The organism is Rhodococcus sp. DK176 (assembly GCF_038447315.2).
GTDB lineage: Bacteria > Actinomycetota > Actinomycetes > Mycobacteriales > Mycobacteriaceae > Rhodococcus_F > Rhodococcus_F jostii_A.
Window position 1 is genome coordinate 7,360,577 of sequence record NZ_CP118321.2, and the last position, 15,172, is coordinate 7,375,748.

A 15,172-nucleotide genomic window follows, 5' to 3' on the forward strand; every position below is an offset into this window, starting at 1 on the left:
TGCGGGCATGCGTGAGATGACCGCAGCCGCGGCCCGGAGATCGGCGCTCTGGGCGCAGGGGTTCGCCGACCGGAAACCGGCCGGGGCGCCGACGCGCAGGCACGTCCGTTCGGTCCTCGACCGGGTGCGGCTGTTCCAGATCGACTCGGTGTCGGTGGCGGTGCGCGCCCACTACGTCCCGCTGTTCAGCCGTCTCGGTGTCTACGACCGCGGGCTGGTCGATTCGGCGGCGTGGTCGCATTCCGCCCGCGCACCCCGGATGCTGGCGGAGTACTGGGCCCATGAGGCGGCGTTCATCCCCGTCGAGGACTGGCCGCTGATGCGCTGGCGGATGCACCGGTACCGGCACGGTCGCTGGTCCGGTGAATCCCGCGTACTCGACCGCAGTCCCACGCTCGCCGCCGACGTGCTCGACGTGATCGGCGCCGTCGGTGCGTGCAGCGCGAGCGACGTGGAGAAACACCTCGAGGTCGACCGGCCGGACCGCAAGGGGCCGTGGTGGGATCGCAGCGACACCAAAGTGGTGTGCGAGCAACTGTTCGCGTCCGGTGCGCTGGCGGTGGACAAGCGGGTCGCCTTCACCCGTCACTACGACCTGAGTGAACGGGTGCTGCCGAAAGCGATACTCGCCGAGGAAGTCTCGGAGGAGGACGCCGTCCGCGGCCTCGTGCAGCGGTCCGCGCGGGCCCTCGGTGTGGCCACCGAACCCGATCTCCGTGACTACTACCGACTGTCGCCGGCGCAGACCGCCTCGGCCATCGGGGAACTCGTCGAGGACGGGGTGCTGGAACGGGTGGGAGTCCGCGGCTGGGATGCGCCGGCATTCGTTCACCGCGACGTCCGGGTTCCCCGGAAGGTGGAGGGGTCGGCGCTGTTGTGCCCGTTCGATCCGCTGGTCTTCTGCCGTCCCCGGACCGAGCGGATATTCGACTTCCGGTACCGCCTCGAGATCTATACCCCCGCGCACAAACGTGTCCACGGGTACTACGTCTATCCGTTCCTGCTGAACGGTGAACTGGTCGCGAGGGTCGATCTCAAGGCCGACCGTGCGTCGGGAACGCTCGCGGTGCGATCTGCGTTCGTGGAACCCGACCGGAATCCGGGGCGTGTGGTGGAGGCGCTGCTCCCGGAACTGCGAAGAATGGCAACGTGGTTGGGTCTGGACGACATCCGGGTGGACGATCGCGGCAACCTCGGTGCTCTCCTCGCGGCCGCGGCGGCGCGGCCGCGAGGAGAGTGAGGAACTACAGGCTCTCGACGAACTTCGTCAGGCCCTTGCTCGCGGTCTCGAGCGCCGTCTTCTGCGCCTTCTTCACGAGGAACCCGGGCAGCGGGATCTTCGGGTCGACCGTCAACTCGAACGTGACCTTGGTGCCTGCGCCGGACTCGGTGAGGACGTACGAGCCGTCCTGGGCGTTCTGCTGGCCGCTCTCGACGAGATGCCACGACACGGTGTCGTCGCCCTCGAACGTGTAGTCGACGACCTGCTCGTCGCTGATCCCGAGGATGGAGACGCTCATCCGGACTCGATGGGGGCGGCCGTCGTCGTGTGTGCTCTCGATGGTGACCGACTTGTGGGCCGAGGACCACTCGGGCAGGCGATCCACCGCAGCGATCGCGGCCATCACCGTGGCCGGATCGGCCTTGATCTCGAATTCCTTGACGCCGGAAACGGCCATGTTCTTCGCTCCTTCGAGCCCGTGGCGACTCTCACCGTGTGGCTGATGCGACGTAATTACATCACCGCCGCCGACGGGCGTGTGGAGTGAGTACGCCGGTGCTCAGAAATTGTCTCTGCCGCTGCGGCGCATCTGGTCCTTGAGTGCGCCCTGGACCGCCTGCGACACCCAGGAATTGAGCGACACCCCGTTCTGCGAGGCGGCCTCCTCGGCCTTCGACTTGATCTGATCCATCAGGCGCAGAGTGACGCGGCTGATGTCACCGGTGACGTCATCGAAGGCGGCACCGATGTCCTCGGCTGTGGTCGTTCCGTCCCCGTCCGGCCCGGGCGCGGTGGGGGTGCGATGCACGTCGACCGCGACCTCGCTGCCGTTCAGACGCACACCGACGGTGCGATTACCCAGCTCGGACGACACTTCACCCGCGAAATCGGTGAGCGCCGAGAGCAGGAGGAGCCGGGCGGCGGGTTCGACCGCGGCGGCGAGCGCCGACGCGGTCGCCCGCGTCTGCTCGTCGCCGAGTGCGGCTGCCGCATTCAGGTCGTCTTGCAGCCGGGAGACGTAGTTGCCGAGGTCCATGACGCCAGCATGGCGTCATAAGTGACGTCAGTCAAGCAGTCGTGACTTCAGCTGGGCGATGTCTCCCTCGGACAACTTCAACCCCTCCGACACGTAGGCGTCGAAGCTGCCGTAGGTGGCGACGGCCGTGTCGAACGCGATGTCGAGCCACGCCTGGTCGACGCCGTCCAGTCCGGGATGCTCCGGATCGGCGCCGCGGTAGGTGTTGCTGAGCAGATAGTCCGCTCTCACCGTGTCCCGCGGAACTCCGAGGACGGTGAGCAGCACGGCCGTTGTCCAGCCGGCGCGGTCCTTGCCTGCGCTGCAGTGGTACATCACGGCGCCGTCGGCCGCCGCGATGTCGTGCAGAACCGCCGAGAACGCCTCGTTCGCACCCGGTCCCGTCACGAAGGCGCGGTAGGCGGCGGGCATGTCGACCAGAGTGGTGATCGGTGACTGCCCGAGCACGTCGTACCAGTTCCCGGCTGCTCCGGCCGGAAGCCGGTCCGGCGCGAGCGCCCGCTCGAACGTCGTGCGGAGGTCGTCGACGATCGTCACATTCGACGCGTCGAGTTGCGCGAGGTCGCGCGGGGTCAGCCTGTCCAGCGCGTCCGTGCGGAACACCAGACCGGAGCGGACGACGGCACCGTCTGCCGTCGGGTATCCACCGATGTCACGGGCGTTTCGGGCACCCTCGAGCCCGAGTGAGCGCTGCGCCGTCACGGGCTGTGCCGGACTACCGGCGACCGACGGTCCCGTCGCGGGCGGTCCGGCGAACGCCGGGGGAGCGGCCCCGAGAACCGCTGTCCCGAGAACTGCGATCACGACGGCGTGCGCGGCCGGTCCGGTACTGCACAGGAAGTCTCCCTCGCGAATCTGCGGCGCCACCGAAAGTGTGGGCGAGTCGAGACTGACACGCGCGGGTGAACGCACGGGAACCGGGCCGTTGCCGGAACGGGGCACGCCGAGACCCCGATCACCGCTGCGACTAGGGTCGATGCATTCAGGAGGGACTCCCCACCAGGGAGTTCGGTAGGAGGAACAGCGCAGTGCCGCAGACCGTGCCGCTCAGGGTGCAACTCGTCGCGAAGACGGAGTTCTTTCCGCCGGCGGACATTCCGTGGGAGACCGACGCCGACGGCGGCGAAGCGCTGGCGGAGTTCGCGGGCCGGGCGTGCTACCAGAGCTGGTCCAAACCCAACCCCCGCACCGCGACGAACGCCGGATATCTGCGCCATCTGCTCGAGGTCGGGCACGAGTCGGTCCTCGAACACGGCACGGTCAGCTTCTACATCACCGGCATCTCCCGGTCCTGCACCCACGAGTTGATCCGGCACCGCCACTTCTCCTACTCGCAGCTGTCGCAGCGCTTCGTGCGCGAGAACGACGGCAACGTCGTCGTCCCCCCCGCGATCGCGGGCGACCCGGAACTCGAGGAGCTGTTCGCGAAGGCCACCGACGCGAGCCGGGCGGCGTACGGCGAACTCCTCGAGGCACTCGAAACGAAACTGGCGGACACCTCCAGCGTGCCGCTGCGCAACAAGCAGGCGAGGCAGGCGGCGAGGGCCGTCCTGCCCAACGCCACGGAGACCCGCGTGGTGGTCACCGGCAATTACCGGGCGTGGCGGCACTTCGTCTCGATGCGCGCCACCGAGCACGCCGACGTGGAGATTCGCCGCGTCGCGGTCGAGTGCCTGAGGCAGCTGCAGGCGGCAGCGCCGAATGTCTTCGGCGACTTCGAGGTACTGGTCTGGGGTGACGGCACGGAGGTGGCGCGGAGCACGTTTTCCGCCGACGCGTGACTGGTGTGCAAAAGTACCTGGGTCACCGGGTAGCCTTCTGACCATGACCTACGGTGATTCCGCTTCTCCCGTCGAGCGCCCGTTCGGCACCGTGTCCACAGCGATGGTGACGCCGTTCACCTCGGACGGAAAGCTGGACGTCGACGCCGGTGTCCGCCTCGCGGCGTACCTCGTCGACAACGGGTGCGACTCCCTCGTCCTCGCCGGTACGACCGGTGAGTCGCCGACGACCACCGAGAACGAGAAGCTCGAGCTGCTCCGGGCAGTGATCGACGCGGTGGGCAACCGCGCGAAGATCATCGCCGGCGCGGGCAGCAACGACACCGCGCACAGTGTCGAACTCGCCCGTGACGCCGCCCGCGCGGGCGCGCAGGGCCTCCTCGTCGTCACCCCCTACTACTCGCGTCCGCCGCAGGCCGGATTGTTCGCCCATTTCACCGCCGTCGCCAACGCCACCGACCTTCCGGTCATGCTCTACGACATTCCACCCCGCTCCGTGGTCCCCATCGAGACCGAGACCATCCGGCGCCTCGCCGAGAACCCGCGCATCGTCGCGGTCAAGGACGCCAAGGGCGACCTCAACGCAGGCGCCGAGTTGATCGGCACGACGGACCTCCAGTTCTACTCGGGTGACGATCCACTCAACCTGCCGTGGTTGTCGGTGGGCGCAACGGGATTCGTCAGCGTCATCGGGCACCTCGTGCCCGGCCGGTTGCGCGAACTGCACACGGCGTTTGCGGCCGGAGACATCGCCCGCGCCCGCGCGATCAACCTCAGCCTGATCCCGGTCATCCGCTCGGTGGCGCGTCTCGGCGGCGTCAGCGCGTCGAAGGCGGGTCTGCGCCTGATCGGCCTGGACGTCGGCGAACCCCGGTTGCCGCAGGTGGCACCCACCCACGATCAGCTCGACCTGTTGGCCGCCGATCTGCACGCTGCGGGGGTGCTCGCGTGACCCGACCGCCTCGTCGTCGCAGTGCCAGCCGTCAGGCCGGTCCCCCTTCCCCCACCGCAAGCGAGCCGCCGAAGTCGGCGCCCCCGGCCATCGTGCCGCCGGTTGTCGCCGAGCCGCCGAAGTCGGCGCCCGTCGTCGCCGAGCCGCCGAAGTCGGCGCCCGTCGTCGCCGACCAGCCGTCGGCTCCGAAGTCGGAGCAGGCCAAGTCTGCGCCCGTGAAGACCTCCTCCACGAAGGGCGGCGCCGCCAACAAGTCGTCGTCCCGCTCCGGCAGGCGCGGAGGCGGCAACAAGCGTCAGGACACGCGGCCGGCGTCGGTCGATCCGACAGCCCGGCTCGGTGCCCCGCCGAAGGCTCCGTTCAAGGGTCTGCGGGTGGTGGCTCTCGGCGGCATCGGCGAGATCGGTCGCAACATGACCGTCTTCGAGCACCAGGGCAAGCTGCTCATCGTCGACTGCGGTGTGCTGTTCCCAGAAGACCAGCAGCCGGGTGTCGACCTGATCCTCCCGGACTTCCGGCACATCGAGGACCGGATGGCCGACGTCGAGGCAGTGGTCCTCACGCACGGCCACGAGGACCACATCGGTGCCATCCCGTTCCTGCTGCGCCTGCGGCCGGATCTGCCCGTGGTGGGTTCGCGGTTCACGCTCGCGCTCGTCGCTGCCAAGTGCCGTGAGCACCGCCAGCGCCCCAACCTCGTCGAGGTCGTCGAGGGGCAGCGCACCGATCACGGTCCGTTCGAGTGCGAGTACTTCGCCGTCAACCACTCGATCCCCGACGCCATCGCCGTCGCGATCCGGACCGACGCCGGCGTCGTGCTGCACACCGGTGACATCAAGCTCGACCAGCTCCCGCTCGACGGCAGGCTCACCGACCTCGCCGGCTTCTCCCGTCTCGGCGACGAGGGCGTCGACCTGTTCCTCGTCGACTCCACCAATGCGGAGGTGCCGGGATTCGTCACCCCCGAGCGTGAGATCGGGGGAGTGCTCGACAACGTCATCGGCAAGGCCAAACAGCGCGTGATCGTGGCCTCCTTCGCCAGCCACGTACACCGCATCCAGCAGGTGGTCGACGTCGCCCACCGGTACAACCGGCGGGTCGCGTTCGTGGGCCGGTCGATGGTCCGCAACATGCAGATCGCACAGGATCTCGGATACCTGACCGTGCCGGACGGCCTGGTGGTCGACATCGACACCGCGGCCAACCTGCCCGACGACCGGCTCGTCCTCATCTCCACGGGGTCGCAGGGTGAACCGCTGTCGGCGTTGTCGCGGATGGCCCGCGGTGAGCACCGGCAGATCAACATCCGGGCCAACGACCTCGTCGTGCTGGCGTCCTCGCTGATCCCGGGCAACGAGAACTCCGTGTTCGCCGTCGTCAACGGACTCGCCAAGCGCGGTGCCACCGTCGTCACCCAGCAGAGCGCGAAGGTGCACGTCTCCGGTCACGCGTCGGCGGGCGAGCTCCTGTACCTGTACAACGCGGTCCGGCCCACCAACGCCATGCCGGTCCACGGCGAATGGCGTCACCTGCGTGCCAACGCCGCTCTCGCGAAGGCCACCGGCGTGCCGGAGGACCGGATCGTGCTCGCCGAGGACGGCGTGGTGGTCGACATGGTCGACGGTCTCGCCGAGATCGTCGGGCAGGTTCCCGTCGGGCACGTCTACGTCGACGGACTGTCCGTCGGCGATGTCGGCGACTCCACGCTGTCGGACCGGCTGGTCCTGGGTGAGGGCGGGTTCATCGCCATCAACGTCGTCATCGACGACCACACCGGTCGTGCGGTCAGCACCCCCGAGGTGTCCGGACGCGGATTCTCCGACGACCCCACGGCCCTCAAGGATGCGGCTCAGCTGGTCGAGGCGGAACTCCTGCGACTGGCCACCGAGGGCATCAACGACGCTCACCGCATCGCCCAGGCGATCCGGCGCGTCGTCGGCAAATGGGTGGCGGACAAGTACCGTCGCCGGCCGATGATCGTCCCGACCGTCATCGCGGTGCCGTCGGCCGAGGGCAAGTAGTTCTCCGGCAGGTAGATTCGGTCGGGTGACCTTCGCCCGAGATGAACGCCTCGCCCTCGTCGACTCGATGGCCGAATTCGGTCCCGACGCCCCGACCCTCTGCGGGACGTGGACCAACCGGGACCTGGCCGCCCACCTGATCGTGCGCGAACGACGCCTCGACGCTGCCCCCGGCATCGTCGTGGGTCGGCTCGCCGGCTACACGGAACACGTCCAGAACGAGACGGCGAAACGTCCGTGGAGCCGCCTGCTGGACGAGGTCCGGTCGGGTCCGCCGATGTGGTCGCCGATGTACTGGGTGGACGCACAGGTGAACCTGGGGGAGATGTTCGTCCATCACGAGGACGTGCGCCGCGCCCACGACGGATGGGAACCGCGGGTCCTGCCCGGCAAACGCCAGGATGCGCTGTGGGGACTCGCACGCAAGGTCGGAAAGCTCGGCTACCGGCACTCCCCGGTGACGGTGGTGCTCGAGCGGCCGTCCGGAGAGCAGGCCACCGTGCGCAAGGCAGGCACCGGCCGGGTGATCCTGCGTGGTGAACCGTCGGAACTCGCCCTGCACGCGTTCGGCCGGGACCAGGTACGGATCGAGACCGATGGTGAGACCGCCGACATCGAGGCCGTGACCTCCCTCGACCGAGGGTTCTGAGGGCATTTCGCCGCAGGTCTCCCCGTGTTACGGGTGTTGCGGATGGTCCGGAAGGTGCCGTAGCGACTAATCTGAGAGCCATGGCAGGTAAGGCGAGCGCCCGCGGTTCGAGCACGACGACGTCCACGGCGAGGACGGGCGTGCGAGGCGGCTCGACCCCGTCCAAGCCGAAGTCCCGTACGACCCGGACGGTCAGCACTCCGCGTAAGTCCACCTCAAAGAAATCGTCTACATCCGGCCCCCTCAAGTCGGTGGGCAGGGGAATCGGTGCCGGCTGGTCGCTGATGGCCAAGGGCGTCGGGGTCACCACCCGCACCGTGGGCAAGGCAGCCGAGATCGAACAGGGCCACCGACGCGACGGCATCGCGCTCGGGCTGATCGCGATCAGCGTCGTGGTCGCCTGCGGAATCTGGTTCTCCGCGGGCGGTCCGGTGGGCGAGTGGCTTGAGACCGGAGTCCGTGCCGTGTTCGGTGGCGCGTCCGGCGTCCTGCCCCTGATCGGCGTCGCCGTCGCGGTGATCCTGATAAGGACCGAGCCGAAACCCGAGATCCGGCCGAGGCTGGTCCTGGGGTCGCTGCTGGTCGGTCTGCCCGCTCTCGGGCTCTGGCACATCGCGACCGGTTCGCCCACCGACGCCGAGGGCAGGACCCGCGGCGCCGGATTCGTCGGGTACGCGGCGGGAGGTCCGCTGACGGACGGCCTGACCGTATGGCTCGCCGCGCCGCTGCTGCTTATGGCGGCACTGTTCGGTGTGCTGTTGCTGACCGGAACCACGGTCCGGGAGGTGCCCGGCAAGCTGCAGTCGTACTTCGGGACGTCGTTCGGCCGCGACCACTACGCCGACTACGACAGCGAGTACTACGAGGACGGCGAATACGACCCCACGCTGTTCGACGCCGACGGCTACCCGGTCGACGACTACACGACCGGGGGCCGGGGTGTTCCGGCCGACAACTATCCCACTGACGAGTACGACGTCAGCGATACCGCGAAGACGGAGGTGCTCGGGCTGTGGGAGACCGAGCCCGCGACGGATCCCGTGCCGGCGCCTGCGCCGAAACCGGCGCGTGCCAAGGCCAAGCCGGTCGTCGCCCCCAAGCCGGAGCCCGAACCGGAACCGCTGCCCGACGTCGACAAGTTCGTGACCGACCGGGTGGTCGAGGGTGATTACACGCTGCCCCCGACGTCGCTGCTCATCGAGGGCGATCCGCCGAAGAAGCGCAGTTCCGCAAACGACGCGATGATCGAGGCCATCACCGAGGTCCTCGAGCAGTTCAAGATCGATGCGGCCGTCACCGGATTCACCCGCGGCCCGACCGTCACCCGCTACGAGGTGGAGCTCGGACCGGGTGTGAAGGTCGAGAAGATCACTGCGCTCGCCCGCAACATCGCCTACGCCGTCGCCACCGACAACGTGCGCCTGCTCGCGCCGATCCCTGGCAAGTCCGCGGTCGGCATCGAGGTCCCCAACTCCGACCGCGAGATGGTGCGCCTCGCCGACGTGCTCACCGCCCCGAGCACCCGCAAGGACCACCACCCGCTGGTGATCGGTCTCGGCAAGGACATCGAGGGCGACTTCGTCAGCGCCAACCTCGCGAAGATGCCGCACCTGCTCGTGGCCGGTTCCACCGGTTCCGGCAAGTCGAGCTTCGTGAACTCGATGCTGGTGTCGCTGCTGTCCCGTGCGACACCCGACGAAGTGCGGATGATCCTCATCGACCCCAAGATGGTGGAGTTGACGCCCTACGAGGGCATTCCGCACCTCATCACGCCCATCATCACCCAGCCGAAGAAGGCCGCGGCCGCGCTGGCCTGGCTGGTGGAGGAGATGGAACAGCGGTATCAGGACATGCAGGCCAACCGGGTGCGTCACATCGACGACTTCAACTCCAAGGTGAAGTCGGGTGAGATTACCGCGCCGCTCGGCAGCGAACGGGTCTACCGGCCGTATCCGTACATCCTCGCCATCGTCGACGAGCTCGCGGACCTCATGATGACCGCGCCGCGCGACGTCGAGGACGCGATCGTGCGGATCACCCAGAAGGCGCGCGCCGCCGGTATCCACCTGGTGCTGGCCACACAGAGGCCGTCGGTGGATGTCGTGACGGGTCTGATCAAGACCAATGTGCCGTCACGGCTCGCCTTCGCGACGTCGTCCCTGACCGACTCCCGGGTCATCCTGGACCAGCCCGGCGCCGAGAAGCTGATCGGTATGGGTGACGGGCTGTTCCTGCCGATGGGCGCAGGCAAGCCGACCCGCCTGCAGGGCGCGTTCATCACCGACGAAGAGATCTCCGCGGTCGTCGATTTCAGCAAGAATCAGGCGGAGCCGGAGTACACCGAGGGCGTCACCGCCGCCAAGGTCGGGGAGAAGAAGGACGTCGATCCCGACATCGGCGACGACATGGACGTGCTGCTGCAGGCGGTGGAACTCGTCGTCTCCAGCCAGTTCGGGTCCACGTCGATGCTGCAGCGCAAGCTGCGTGTCGGTTTCGCCAAGGCCGGCCGCCTGATGGACCTGATGGAGACCAGGGGAGTGGTGGGCCCCAGTGAGGGCTCGAAAGCCCGCGACGTGCTCATCAAGCCCGAGGAACTCGACGGTCTGCTGTGGTCGATCCGGGGCGGCGACCCGAGCGAGGCGCCGCCCGACCAGGAGTAGGGCGCGGTGCGCGTGTCCGAAATGGGCGATTCTCGCGCAGTGTGATTGAATGGTCACCGAATTGGAGGGGAGTATCCCCACCTCTGTGACAGCATCGTCAACACGATCGGCACCATTGCCGATCCGGGGCTGTCGGTCGCTCGGACACAGGGTTCCGGCGCGGCGGGAGAGACCTCCGGTACCCGCTAGGTCTACCGGAGGTCTGTGTTCATGCATGTGTCACCGCTGGTCTGGGTCATCACCTGTGTGGTGATTCTCGGACTGTTCGTCTTCGACTTCTTCGCGCACGTGCGCACACCGCACGCCCCCACGTTCCGTGAGTCGGCGTTCTGGTCGTCGGTCTACATCGGTATCGCGATCCTGTTCGGCCTGGTCGTGATGTGGTTGTGGGGAAGTCAGTACGGCGGCGAGTATTTCGCCGGTTACGTCACCGAGAAGGCGTTGTCCGTCGACAACCTCTTCGTATTCGTCATCATCATGGGAACATTCGCGGTGCCGCGGGAATACCAGCAGAAGGTACTGCTGATCGGCATCGTGATGGCGCTCGTGATGCGCGGAATCTTCATCGGCGTCGGGGCCGCGGCGATCAACGCCTACAGCTGGGTGTTCTACCTGTTCGGCGCGTTCCTCATCTACACCGCGTACACGTTGGTACGTGATCACGGGCACGAGAAAGAGGTGGAGGAGGAACGCGACAGCAAGATCGTCGCCGTCGCGAAGAAGATTCTCCCCACCACGGACACCTACGACGGCGACAAGCTCGTCACGCGGATCAACGGCAAGCGTGTCGTGACGCCGCTGCTGCTCGCGCTGGTCGCCATCGGATTCACCGACGTGCTGTTCGCACTCGACTCGATTCCCGCGATCTACGGACTCACCCAGGAGCCGTACCTGGTCTTCACGGCCAACGCGTTCGCGCTGATGGGTCTGCGTCAGCTGTACTTCCTCATCGGCGGCCTGCTGGACCGCCTGGTGTACCTGTCGTACGGCCTGTCGATCATTCTCGCGTTCATCGGCGTCAAGCTCGTGCTGCACGCCCTGCACGAGAACACGCTGGGCTTCGTCAACGGCGGCGAGCACGTGGCCGTGCCGGAGGTGTCGACGGTGTTCTCGCTCGCCGTCATCCTCGGTGTGCTGGCAGTGACCACCGTCGCCAGCCTTCTCAAGACGCGGAATACGACGCCGGCGCAGTAGTTCCGCCGGGCGTCGTGCTCGGGGTGTCCGGTGCTCGGCGAGTCAGGAACTGAATTCGCCGAGCACCGGAACCCATTCGACGATCCGCGAGGCGGCCACGAGTCCGTTGCGGGCGAACGGGTCGTGGGTGAAGAGCAGTTCCACGGTCTCCGCATCGGCGGCGTCGACGATGATGAATGCGCCGCTGCCGTCGGCGAAGGGGCCCGATGACACAACGGTCTTCCGCTCGGCGAGCTCACCGAGCCACGCGCGGTGGGCGGGGCGATGCTCGTCGCGTCCGGCGACGGTATCGGCCGAATACGTGTACTCCACTACGAACAGGGACATGTTCTCGCTCTCTCGGGACGGGTTCGTCGAACAAAAATGGGATCAGGGCACTTCTGTCTCACCCACTGAGACTTCAGAGGGTGAGAAGCATTCGGGTATTGCCGAGGGTGTTCGGCTTGACGTAGCTCAGATCGAGGAATTCGGCGACACCGGTGTCGTACGAGCGGCACATCTCGGCGTAGACCTCGGCGGTCACCGGTGTGCCGTCGATCTCGACGAATCCGTGCTTGCCGAAGAAGTCGACCTCGAACGTGAGAACGAAGAGACGCTCGAGTTCGAGTTCCCGCGCGACCTCGATCAACTTGGCCACCACGTGGTGTCCCGCACCCTGGCCCTTGGCCGACGGATCGACGGCGATCGTGCGCACCTCGCCGAGGTCGGCCCACAGCACGTGCATTGCGCCACAACCGATCACGTTGCCGTCGCGTTCGGCCACCCAGAACTCCTGGACGGATTCGTACAGGGTCACGAGGTTCTTCTCGAGCAGGATCTTGCCGGAGTAGATGTCGATCAGGCGCTTGATCTCGGGTACGTCGGAGGTTCGTGCTCGCCGCACGATCAGCTGATTGTCGGCGGTGTCCGGCGTCCGAGAAGTCATGTCGTGAACATTAGCCAACGGCCGTACCGATATTCTTAGGCACGTGCCGGTACGACCTACGAATCCTCCCCACTCCCCGCTGCGTCCCGGGGTGCAGTTCGACGCTGCGGTGCTGCGATGAGCACGCAGCGCGAGGATTGGACGGCCGCCGACCAACCGGCGGCCCCGGATCCATCGGTGGAACCCGCGAGTGAGACGGCCGTACCACTTCTGAACATCGCGAACATCCTGACGATTCTCCGGATCCTGCTGGTCCCGGTCTTCCTGGTCGTGCTGTTCGTCGGCGACGGACACTCGACGATGTGGCGCCTGATCGCCACCGGTGTGTTCGCGGTCGCGGCCATCACCGACCGGATCGACGGGCAACTCGCCCGCAAGTACGGCCTCGTCACCGATTTCGGCAAGCTCGCCGATCCCATCGCGGACAAGGCGCTGATCGGAGCGGCCCTCGTGGGCCTGTCGATTCTCGGAGACCTGCCCTGGTGGGTGACGGCGGTGATCGCGGTCCGGGAACTGGGCATCACGCTGCTCCGGTTCGCGGTCCTGCGCCACGCCGTCATCCCGGCAGGCAGGGGCGGCAAGCTCAAGACTCTCGTGCAGACGATCGCGATCGGCTATTATCTGCTGCCGCTGCCCGACGGGTTCGAGGTCGCCGGCTGGATTCTCATGGGTGCCGCCGTGCTGCTGACGGTGGTGACCGGGCTGGACTACGTCGTGCAGGCCGTCCGGCTACGGGCCGGGGTGCACAAGGTCGAGGCGAACGCGAGCACCGGGGCGTGACCGACCCGCTGGTGGACGGCACGCGGGCCGGTGACCTCGTCGCCGTGCTCACCGCCCGCGGCGAGACGGTGGCCACCGCGGAATCGCTCACCGCGGGACTGCTCACCGCGACGATCGCCGGAGTGCCCGGCGCCAGCAACGTGCTCCGCGGCGGGCTCGTCGTCTACGCCACCGACCTGAAGGCCACCCTCGCCGGGGTCGATCCCACGCGACTGGCGGCGGACGGGCCCGTCGCCGCGTCCACGGCGCGCGCACTCGCGGAGGGGGCCCGCGCCCGCTGCGGCGCCGACTGGGGCGTCGGCCTGACCGGTGTCGCCGGCCCCGACATGCAGGACGGACACCCGGTCGGCACCGTGTTCCTGAGCATTTCCGGGGCGTCCGGCACGACCGTCCGCGAGCTCGGATTGACCGGTGACCGGTGGCAGATCCGTAAATCTGCGGTTTCCGCCGCCGTGTCGGGACTCCTCGATCGTGTGCAGGAAACATCCGCAGGCTAAGGTCGGGAACCAATCGGTCCTGTTCGCGCGTTGAGATAGGCGAGACAGGTGACGGATGAAGGAGGAGCGAGATGGCGCTGCTATTGCGTGAGGCAATCGGTGACAGTCTTCGGCGTACGCGCGTTTCGCAGAGCCGGACCCTGCGTGAGGTCTCCAACAGTGCTCGTGTGAGCCTCGGGTACTTGTCCGAGGTCGAACGAGGGCGCAAGGAAGCTTCGAGTGAGCTCCTGGCGGCGATCTGCGACGCGTTGGAGGTCCCACTCTCCGATGTGCTCGTCGACGTCAGCGAATCGCTGTCCGACGGTTCTTCGGCCAAGCGTGCGGGCACCGAGCGGCATGCGGTCGAATCCGCGCCCGCCGAGGCTCCCGCCGCGAGCGCACGACCGGGTTCGACGACCATTGCCCGCGACACCCGGGTGGTCATCCCTGCACCTGCGCAGGCGCTGGCCGCCGCGTAGCAACGCCCGTGCCGAACCGATAGATTTCAGTTGACCGCCGATCTCGTGGGCGGTTGGTCAGACAGGCAGTCGGGGCGCAGCCCTTGTTCCGGTGCGTGACGGTCGCGTATCGGGTCGCGCATCGCGCGGCGCAACAGATGGAGGCAGGATCAAACCCATGGCTAATCCTTTCGTCAAGGGATGGAAGTACCTGATGGCGCTCTTCAATTCCAAGATCGATGAGAAGGCTGACCCCAAGGTTCAGATTCAGCAGGCGATCGAGGATGCGCAGCGCCAGCACCAGGCCCTGTCGCAGCAGGCCGCGTCTGTCATCGGCAACCAGCGCCAGCTCGAGATGAAGCTCAGCCGCCAGCTCGACGAGGTGGAGAAGCTCAACGCCAACGCCCGTCAGGCCGTCAACCTGGCCGACCAGGCCCAGGCCGCGGGCGACACCGAGAAGGCCATCCAGTACACCAACGCCGCCGAGGCATTCGCCGCCCAGCTCGTCACCGCCGAGCAGGGGGTCGAGGATCTGAAGGCGCTGCACGACCAGTCCCTGCAGGCCGCCGCGCAGGCGAAGAAGGCCGTGGAGCAGAACGCGATGGCTCTGCAGGCCAAGGTCGCGGAGCGCACCAAGCTGCTCAGCCAGCTGGAGCAGGCCAAGATGCAGGAACGCGTCAGCGAGTCGCTGCGCTCGATGGACAGCACCCTCTCGGCTCCCGGCAACACGCCCAGTCTCGACGCCGTGCGCGACAAGATCGAGCGCCGCTACGCCGACGCCCTCGGTTCCGCGGAGCTGGCACAGAACTCGGTGTCGGGCCGCATGATGGAGGTCCAGCAGGCGAGCATCCAGATGGCCGGGCACAGCAGGCTCGAGCAGATCCGGGCCTCGATGAAGGGCGACGCCCTGCCGTCCGGCGGTGCCGTCAACGCTCCGGCGACCCCCGCCAGCCCGAACCTCGACAAGCAGCCGCCGGCCGCGGGCCAGACCGGCGCCGCGCAGTAGCCGAACAGTATT

The 15,172-nt window shown here is 67.6% G+C and carries 16 protein-coding genes; 11 read left to right on the top strand and 5 right to left on the bottom strand.

Annotated features, from left to right (window positions below):
- The first annotated feature begins 7 nt into the window (after nt 1-7).
- Complete coding sequence (locus PSR88_RS34235; protein ID WP_011598551.1) at nt 8-1,240, top strand: winged helix-turn-helix domain-containing protein; 1,233 nt, start codon at nt 8-10, stop codon at nt 1,238-1,240.
- Nucleotides 1,241-1,244: 4 nt separating this feature from the next.
- Here PSR88_RS34235 and PSR88_RS34240 read toward each other — a convergent pair whose 3' ends face one another.
- The 3 genes from PSR88_RS34240 to PSR88_RS34250 form a co-directional block, all read right to left on the bottom strand.
- Complete coding sequence (locus PSR88_RS34240) at nt 1,245-1,679, bottom strand: SRPBCC family protein (protein WP_005240727.1); 435 nt, start codon at nt 1,677-1,679, stop codon at nt 1,245-1,247.
- Between the two features lie 102 nt (nt 1,680-1,781).
- Nucleotides 1,782-2,258 (bottom strand): toxin-antitoxin system HicB family antitoxin, encoded by a 477-nt coding sequence (locus PSR88_RS34245; protein ID WP_011598552.1) that lies wholly within the window; start codon nt 2,256-2,258, stop codon nt 1,782-1,784.
- A gap of 27 nt (nt 2,259-2,285) precedes the next feature.
- Nucleotides 2,286-3,200 carry a tyrosine-protein phosphatase gene (locus tag PSR88_RS34250; protein WP_016880115.1) on the bottom strand — a complete coding sequence of 305 codons (915 nt, stop codon included), beginning with the start codon at nt 3,198-3,200 and terminating at the stop codon, nt 2,286-2,288.
- An 86-nt stretch (nt 3,201-3,286) separates the two neighbouring features.
- Between PSR88_RS34250 and thyX the strand changes: the two genes are divergently transcribed.
- The 6 genes from thyX (at nt 3,287) to PSR88_RS34280 (ending at nt 11,515) form a co-directional block, all read left to right on the top strand.
- The gene (gene thyX / locus PSR88_RS34255; RefSeq protein WP_009480003.1) at nt 3,287-4,039 is read left to right on the top strand and encodes an FAD-dependent thymidylate synthase; all 753 of its coding nucleotides are present in this window, start codon (nt 3,287-3,289) and stop codon (nt 4,037-4,039) included.
- Nucleotides 4,040-4,082: 43 nt separating this feature from the next.
- Nucleotides 4,083-4,991, top strand: a complete 909-nt coding sequence (gene dapA / locus PSR88_RS34260) for a 4-hydroxy-tetrahydrodipicolinate synthase (protein WP_005261164.1) — start codon at nt 4,083-4,085, stop codon at nt 4,989-4,991.
- Nucleotides 4,988-7,012, top strand: coding sequence for a ribonuclease J (locus tag PSR88_RS34265; protein ID WP_016880116.1), 2,025 nt, complete (start codon nt 4,988-4,990; stop codon nt 7,010-7,012). The genes dapA and PSR88_RS34265 overlap by 4 nt, the downstream gene beginning before the upstream one ends.
- 25 nt (nt 7,013-7,037) lie before the next feature.
- On the top strand, nt 7,038-7,661 hold the full coding sequence (locus PSR88_RS34270) for a TIGR03085 family metal-binding protein (RefSeq protein ID WP_011598555.1): 624 nt from the start codon (nt 7,038-7,040) through the stop codon (nt 7,659-7,661).
- Between the two features lie 80 nt (nt 7,662-7,741).
- Nucleotides 7,742-10,321 carry a DNA translocase FtsK gene (locus tag PSR88_RS34275; RefSeq protein WP_011598556.1) on the top strand — a complete coding sequence of 860 codons (2,580 nt, stop codon included), beginning with the start codon at nt 7,742-7,744 and terminating at the stop codon, nt 10,319-10,321.
- Nucleotides 10,322-10,531: 210 nt separating this feature from the next.
- Nucleotides 10,532-11,515, top strand: a complete 984-nt coding sequence (locus tag PSR88_RS34280; protein WP_009480008.1) for a TerC family protein — start codon at nt 10,532-10,534, stop codon at nt 11,513-11,515.
- A gap of 42 nt (nt 11,516-11,557) precedes the next feature.
- On the opposite strand, the gene PSR88_RS34285 is transcribed toward PSR88_RS34280, so the two are convergent.
- Together PSR88_RS34285 and PSR88_RS34290 are read right to left on the bottom strand one after the other, a co-directional pair.
- A complete protein-coding gene (locus PSR88_RS34285; RefSeq protein WP_009480009.1) occupies nt 11,558-11,842 on the bottom strand; it encodes a YciI family protein in 285 nt (94 codons plus the stop codon).
- Between the two features lie 73 nt (nt 11,843-11,915).
- Entirely contained in the window at nt 11,916-12,440 is a 525-nt protein-coding gene (locus PSR88_RS34290) for an amino-acid N-acetyltransferase (RefSeq protein ID WP_005240737.1), read from the bottom strand.
- A gap of 117 nt (nt 12,441-12,557) precedes the next feature.
- Here PSR88_RS34290 and pgsA point away from each other — a divergent pair, with 117 nt between their 5' ends.
- The 4 genes from pgsA to PSR88_RS34310 all read left to right on the top strand — a co-directional run bounded on the left by pgsA (nt 12,558) and on the right by PSR88_RS34310 (nt 15,160).
- Nucleotides 12,558-13,220: a CDP-diacylglycerol--glycerol-3-phosphate 3-phosphatidyltransferase gene (pgsA, locus tag PSR88_RS34295; RefSeq protein ID WP_016880118.1), complete on the top strand. Its 663-nt coding sequence runs from the start codon at nt 12,558-12,560 to the stop codon at nt 13,218-13,220.
- Nucleotides 13,217-13,717, top strand: a complete 501-nt coding sequence (locus tag PSR88_RS34300) for a CinA family protein (RefSeq protein WP_011598557.1) — start codon at nt 13,217-13,219, stop codon at nt 13,715-13,717. Before pgsA ends, PSR88_RS34300 begins: the two co-directional genes overlap by 4 nt.
- A gap of 71 nt (nt 13,718-13,788) precedes the next feature.
- Complete coding sequence (locus PSR88_RS34305) at nt 13,789-14,175, top strand: helix-turn-helix domain-containing protein (RefSeq protein WP_009480013.1); 387 nt, start codon at nt 13,789-13,791, stop codon at nt 14,173-14,175.
- Between the two features lie 157 nt (nt 14,176-14,332).
- Nucleotides 14,333-15,160: a PspA/IM30 family protein gene (locus PSR88_RS34310; RefSeq protein WP_011598558.1), complete on the top strand. Its 828-nt coding sequence runs from the start codon at nt 14,333-14,335 to the stop codon at nt 15,158-15,160.
- Nucleotides 15,161-15,172 lie beyond the last annotated feature (12 nt).

Excerpts from the sequence above, each read along its gene's own strand:
- PSR88_RS34235 (WP_011598551.1), top strand. The coding sequence starts at position 8 with ATGCGTGAGATGACCGCAGCCGCGGCCCGGAGATCGGCGCTCTGGGCG.
- PSR88_RS34240 (WP_005240727.1), bottom strand. The coding sequence starts at position 1,679 with ATGGCCGTTTCCGGCGTCAAGGAATTCGAGATCAAGGCCGATCCGGCC.
- PSR88_RS34245 (WP_011598552.1), bottom strand. The coding sequence starts at position 2,258 with ATGGACCTCGGCAACTACGTCTCCCGGCTGCAAGACGACCTGAATGCG.
- dapA (WP_005261164.1), top strand. The coding sequence starts at position 4,083 with ATGACCTACGGTGATTCCGCTTCTCCCGTCGAGCGCCCGTTCGGCACC.
- PSR88_RS34275 (WP_011598556.1), top strand. The coding sequence starts at position 7,742 with ATGGCAGGTAAGGCGAGCGCCCGCGGTTCGAGCACGACGACGTCCACG.
- PSR88_RS34280 (WP_009480008.1), top strand. The coding sequence starts at position 10,532 with ATGCATGTGTCACCGCTGGTCTGGGTCATCACCTGTGTGGTGATTCTC.
- PSR88_RS34285 (WP_009480009.1), bottom strand. The coding sequence starts at position 11,842 with ATGTCCCTGTTCGTAGTGGAGTACACGTATTCGGCCGATACCGTCGCC.
- PSR88_RS34290 (WP_005240737.1), bottom strand. The coding sequence starts at position 12,440 with ATGACTTCTCGGACGCCGGACACCGCCGACAATCAGCTGATCGTGCGG.
- pgsA (WP_016880118.1), top strand. The coding sequence starts at position 12,558 with ATGAGCACGCAGCGCGAGGATTGGACGGCCGCCGACCAACCGGCGGCC.
- PSR88_RS34305 (WP_009480013.1), top strand. The coding sequence starts at position 13,789 with ATGGCGCTGCTATTGCGTGAGGCAATCGGTGACAGTCTTCGGCGTACG.
- PSR88_RS34310 (WP_011598558.1), top strand. The coding sequence starts at position 14,333 with ATGGCTAATCCTTTCGTCAAGGGATGGAAGTACCTGATGGCGCTCTTC.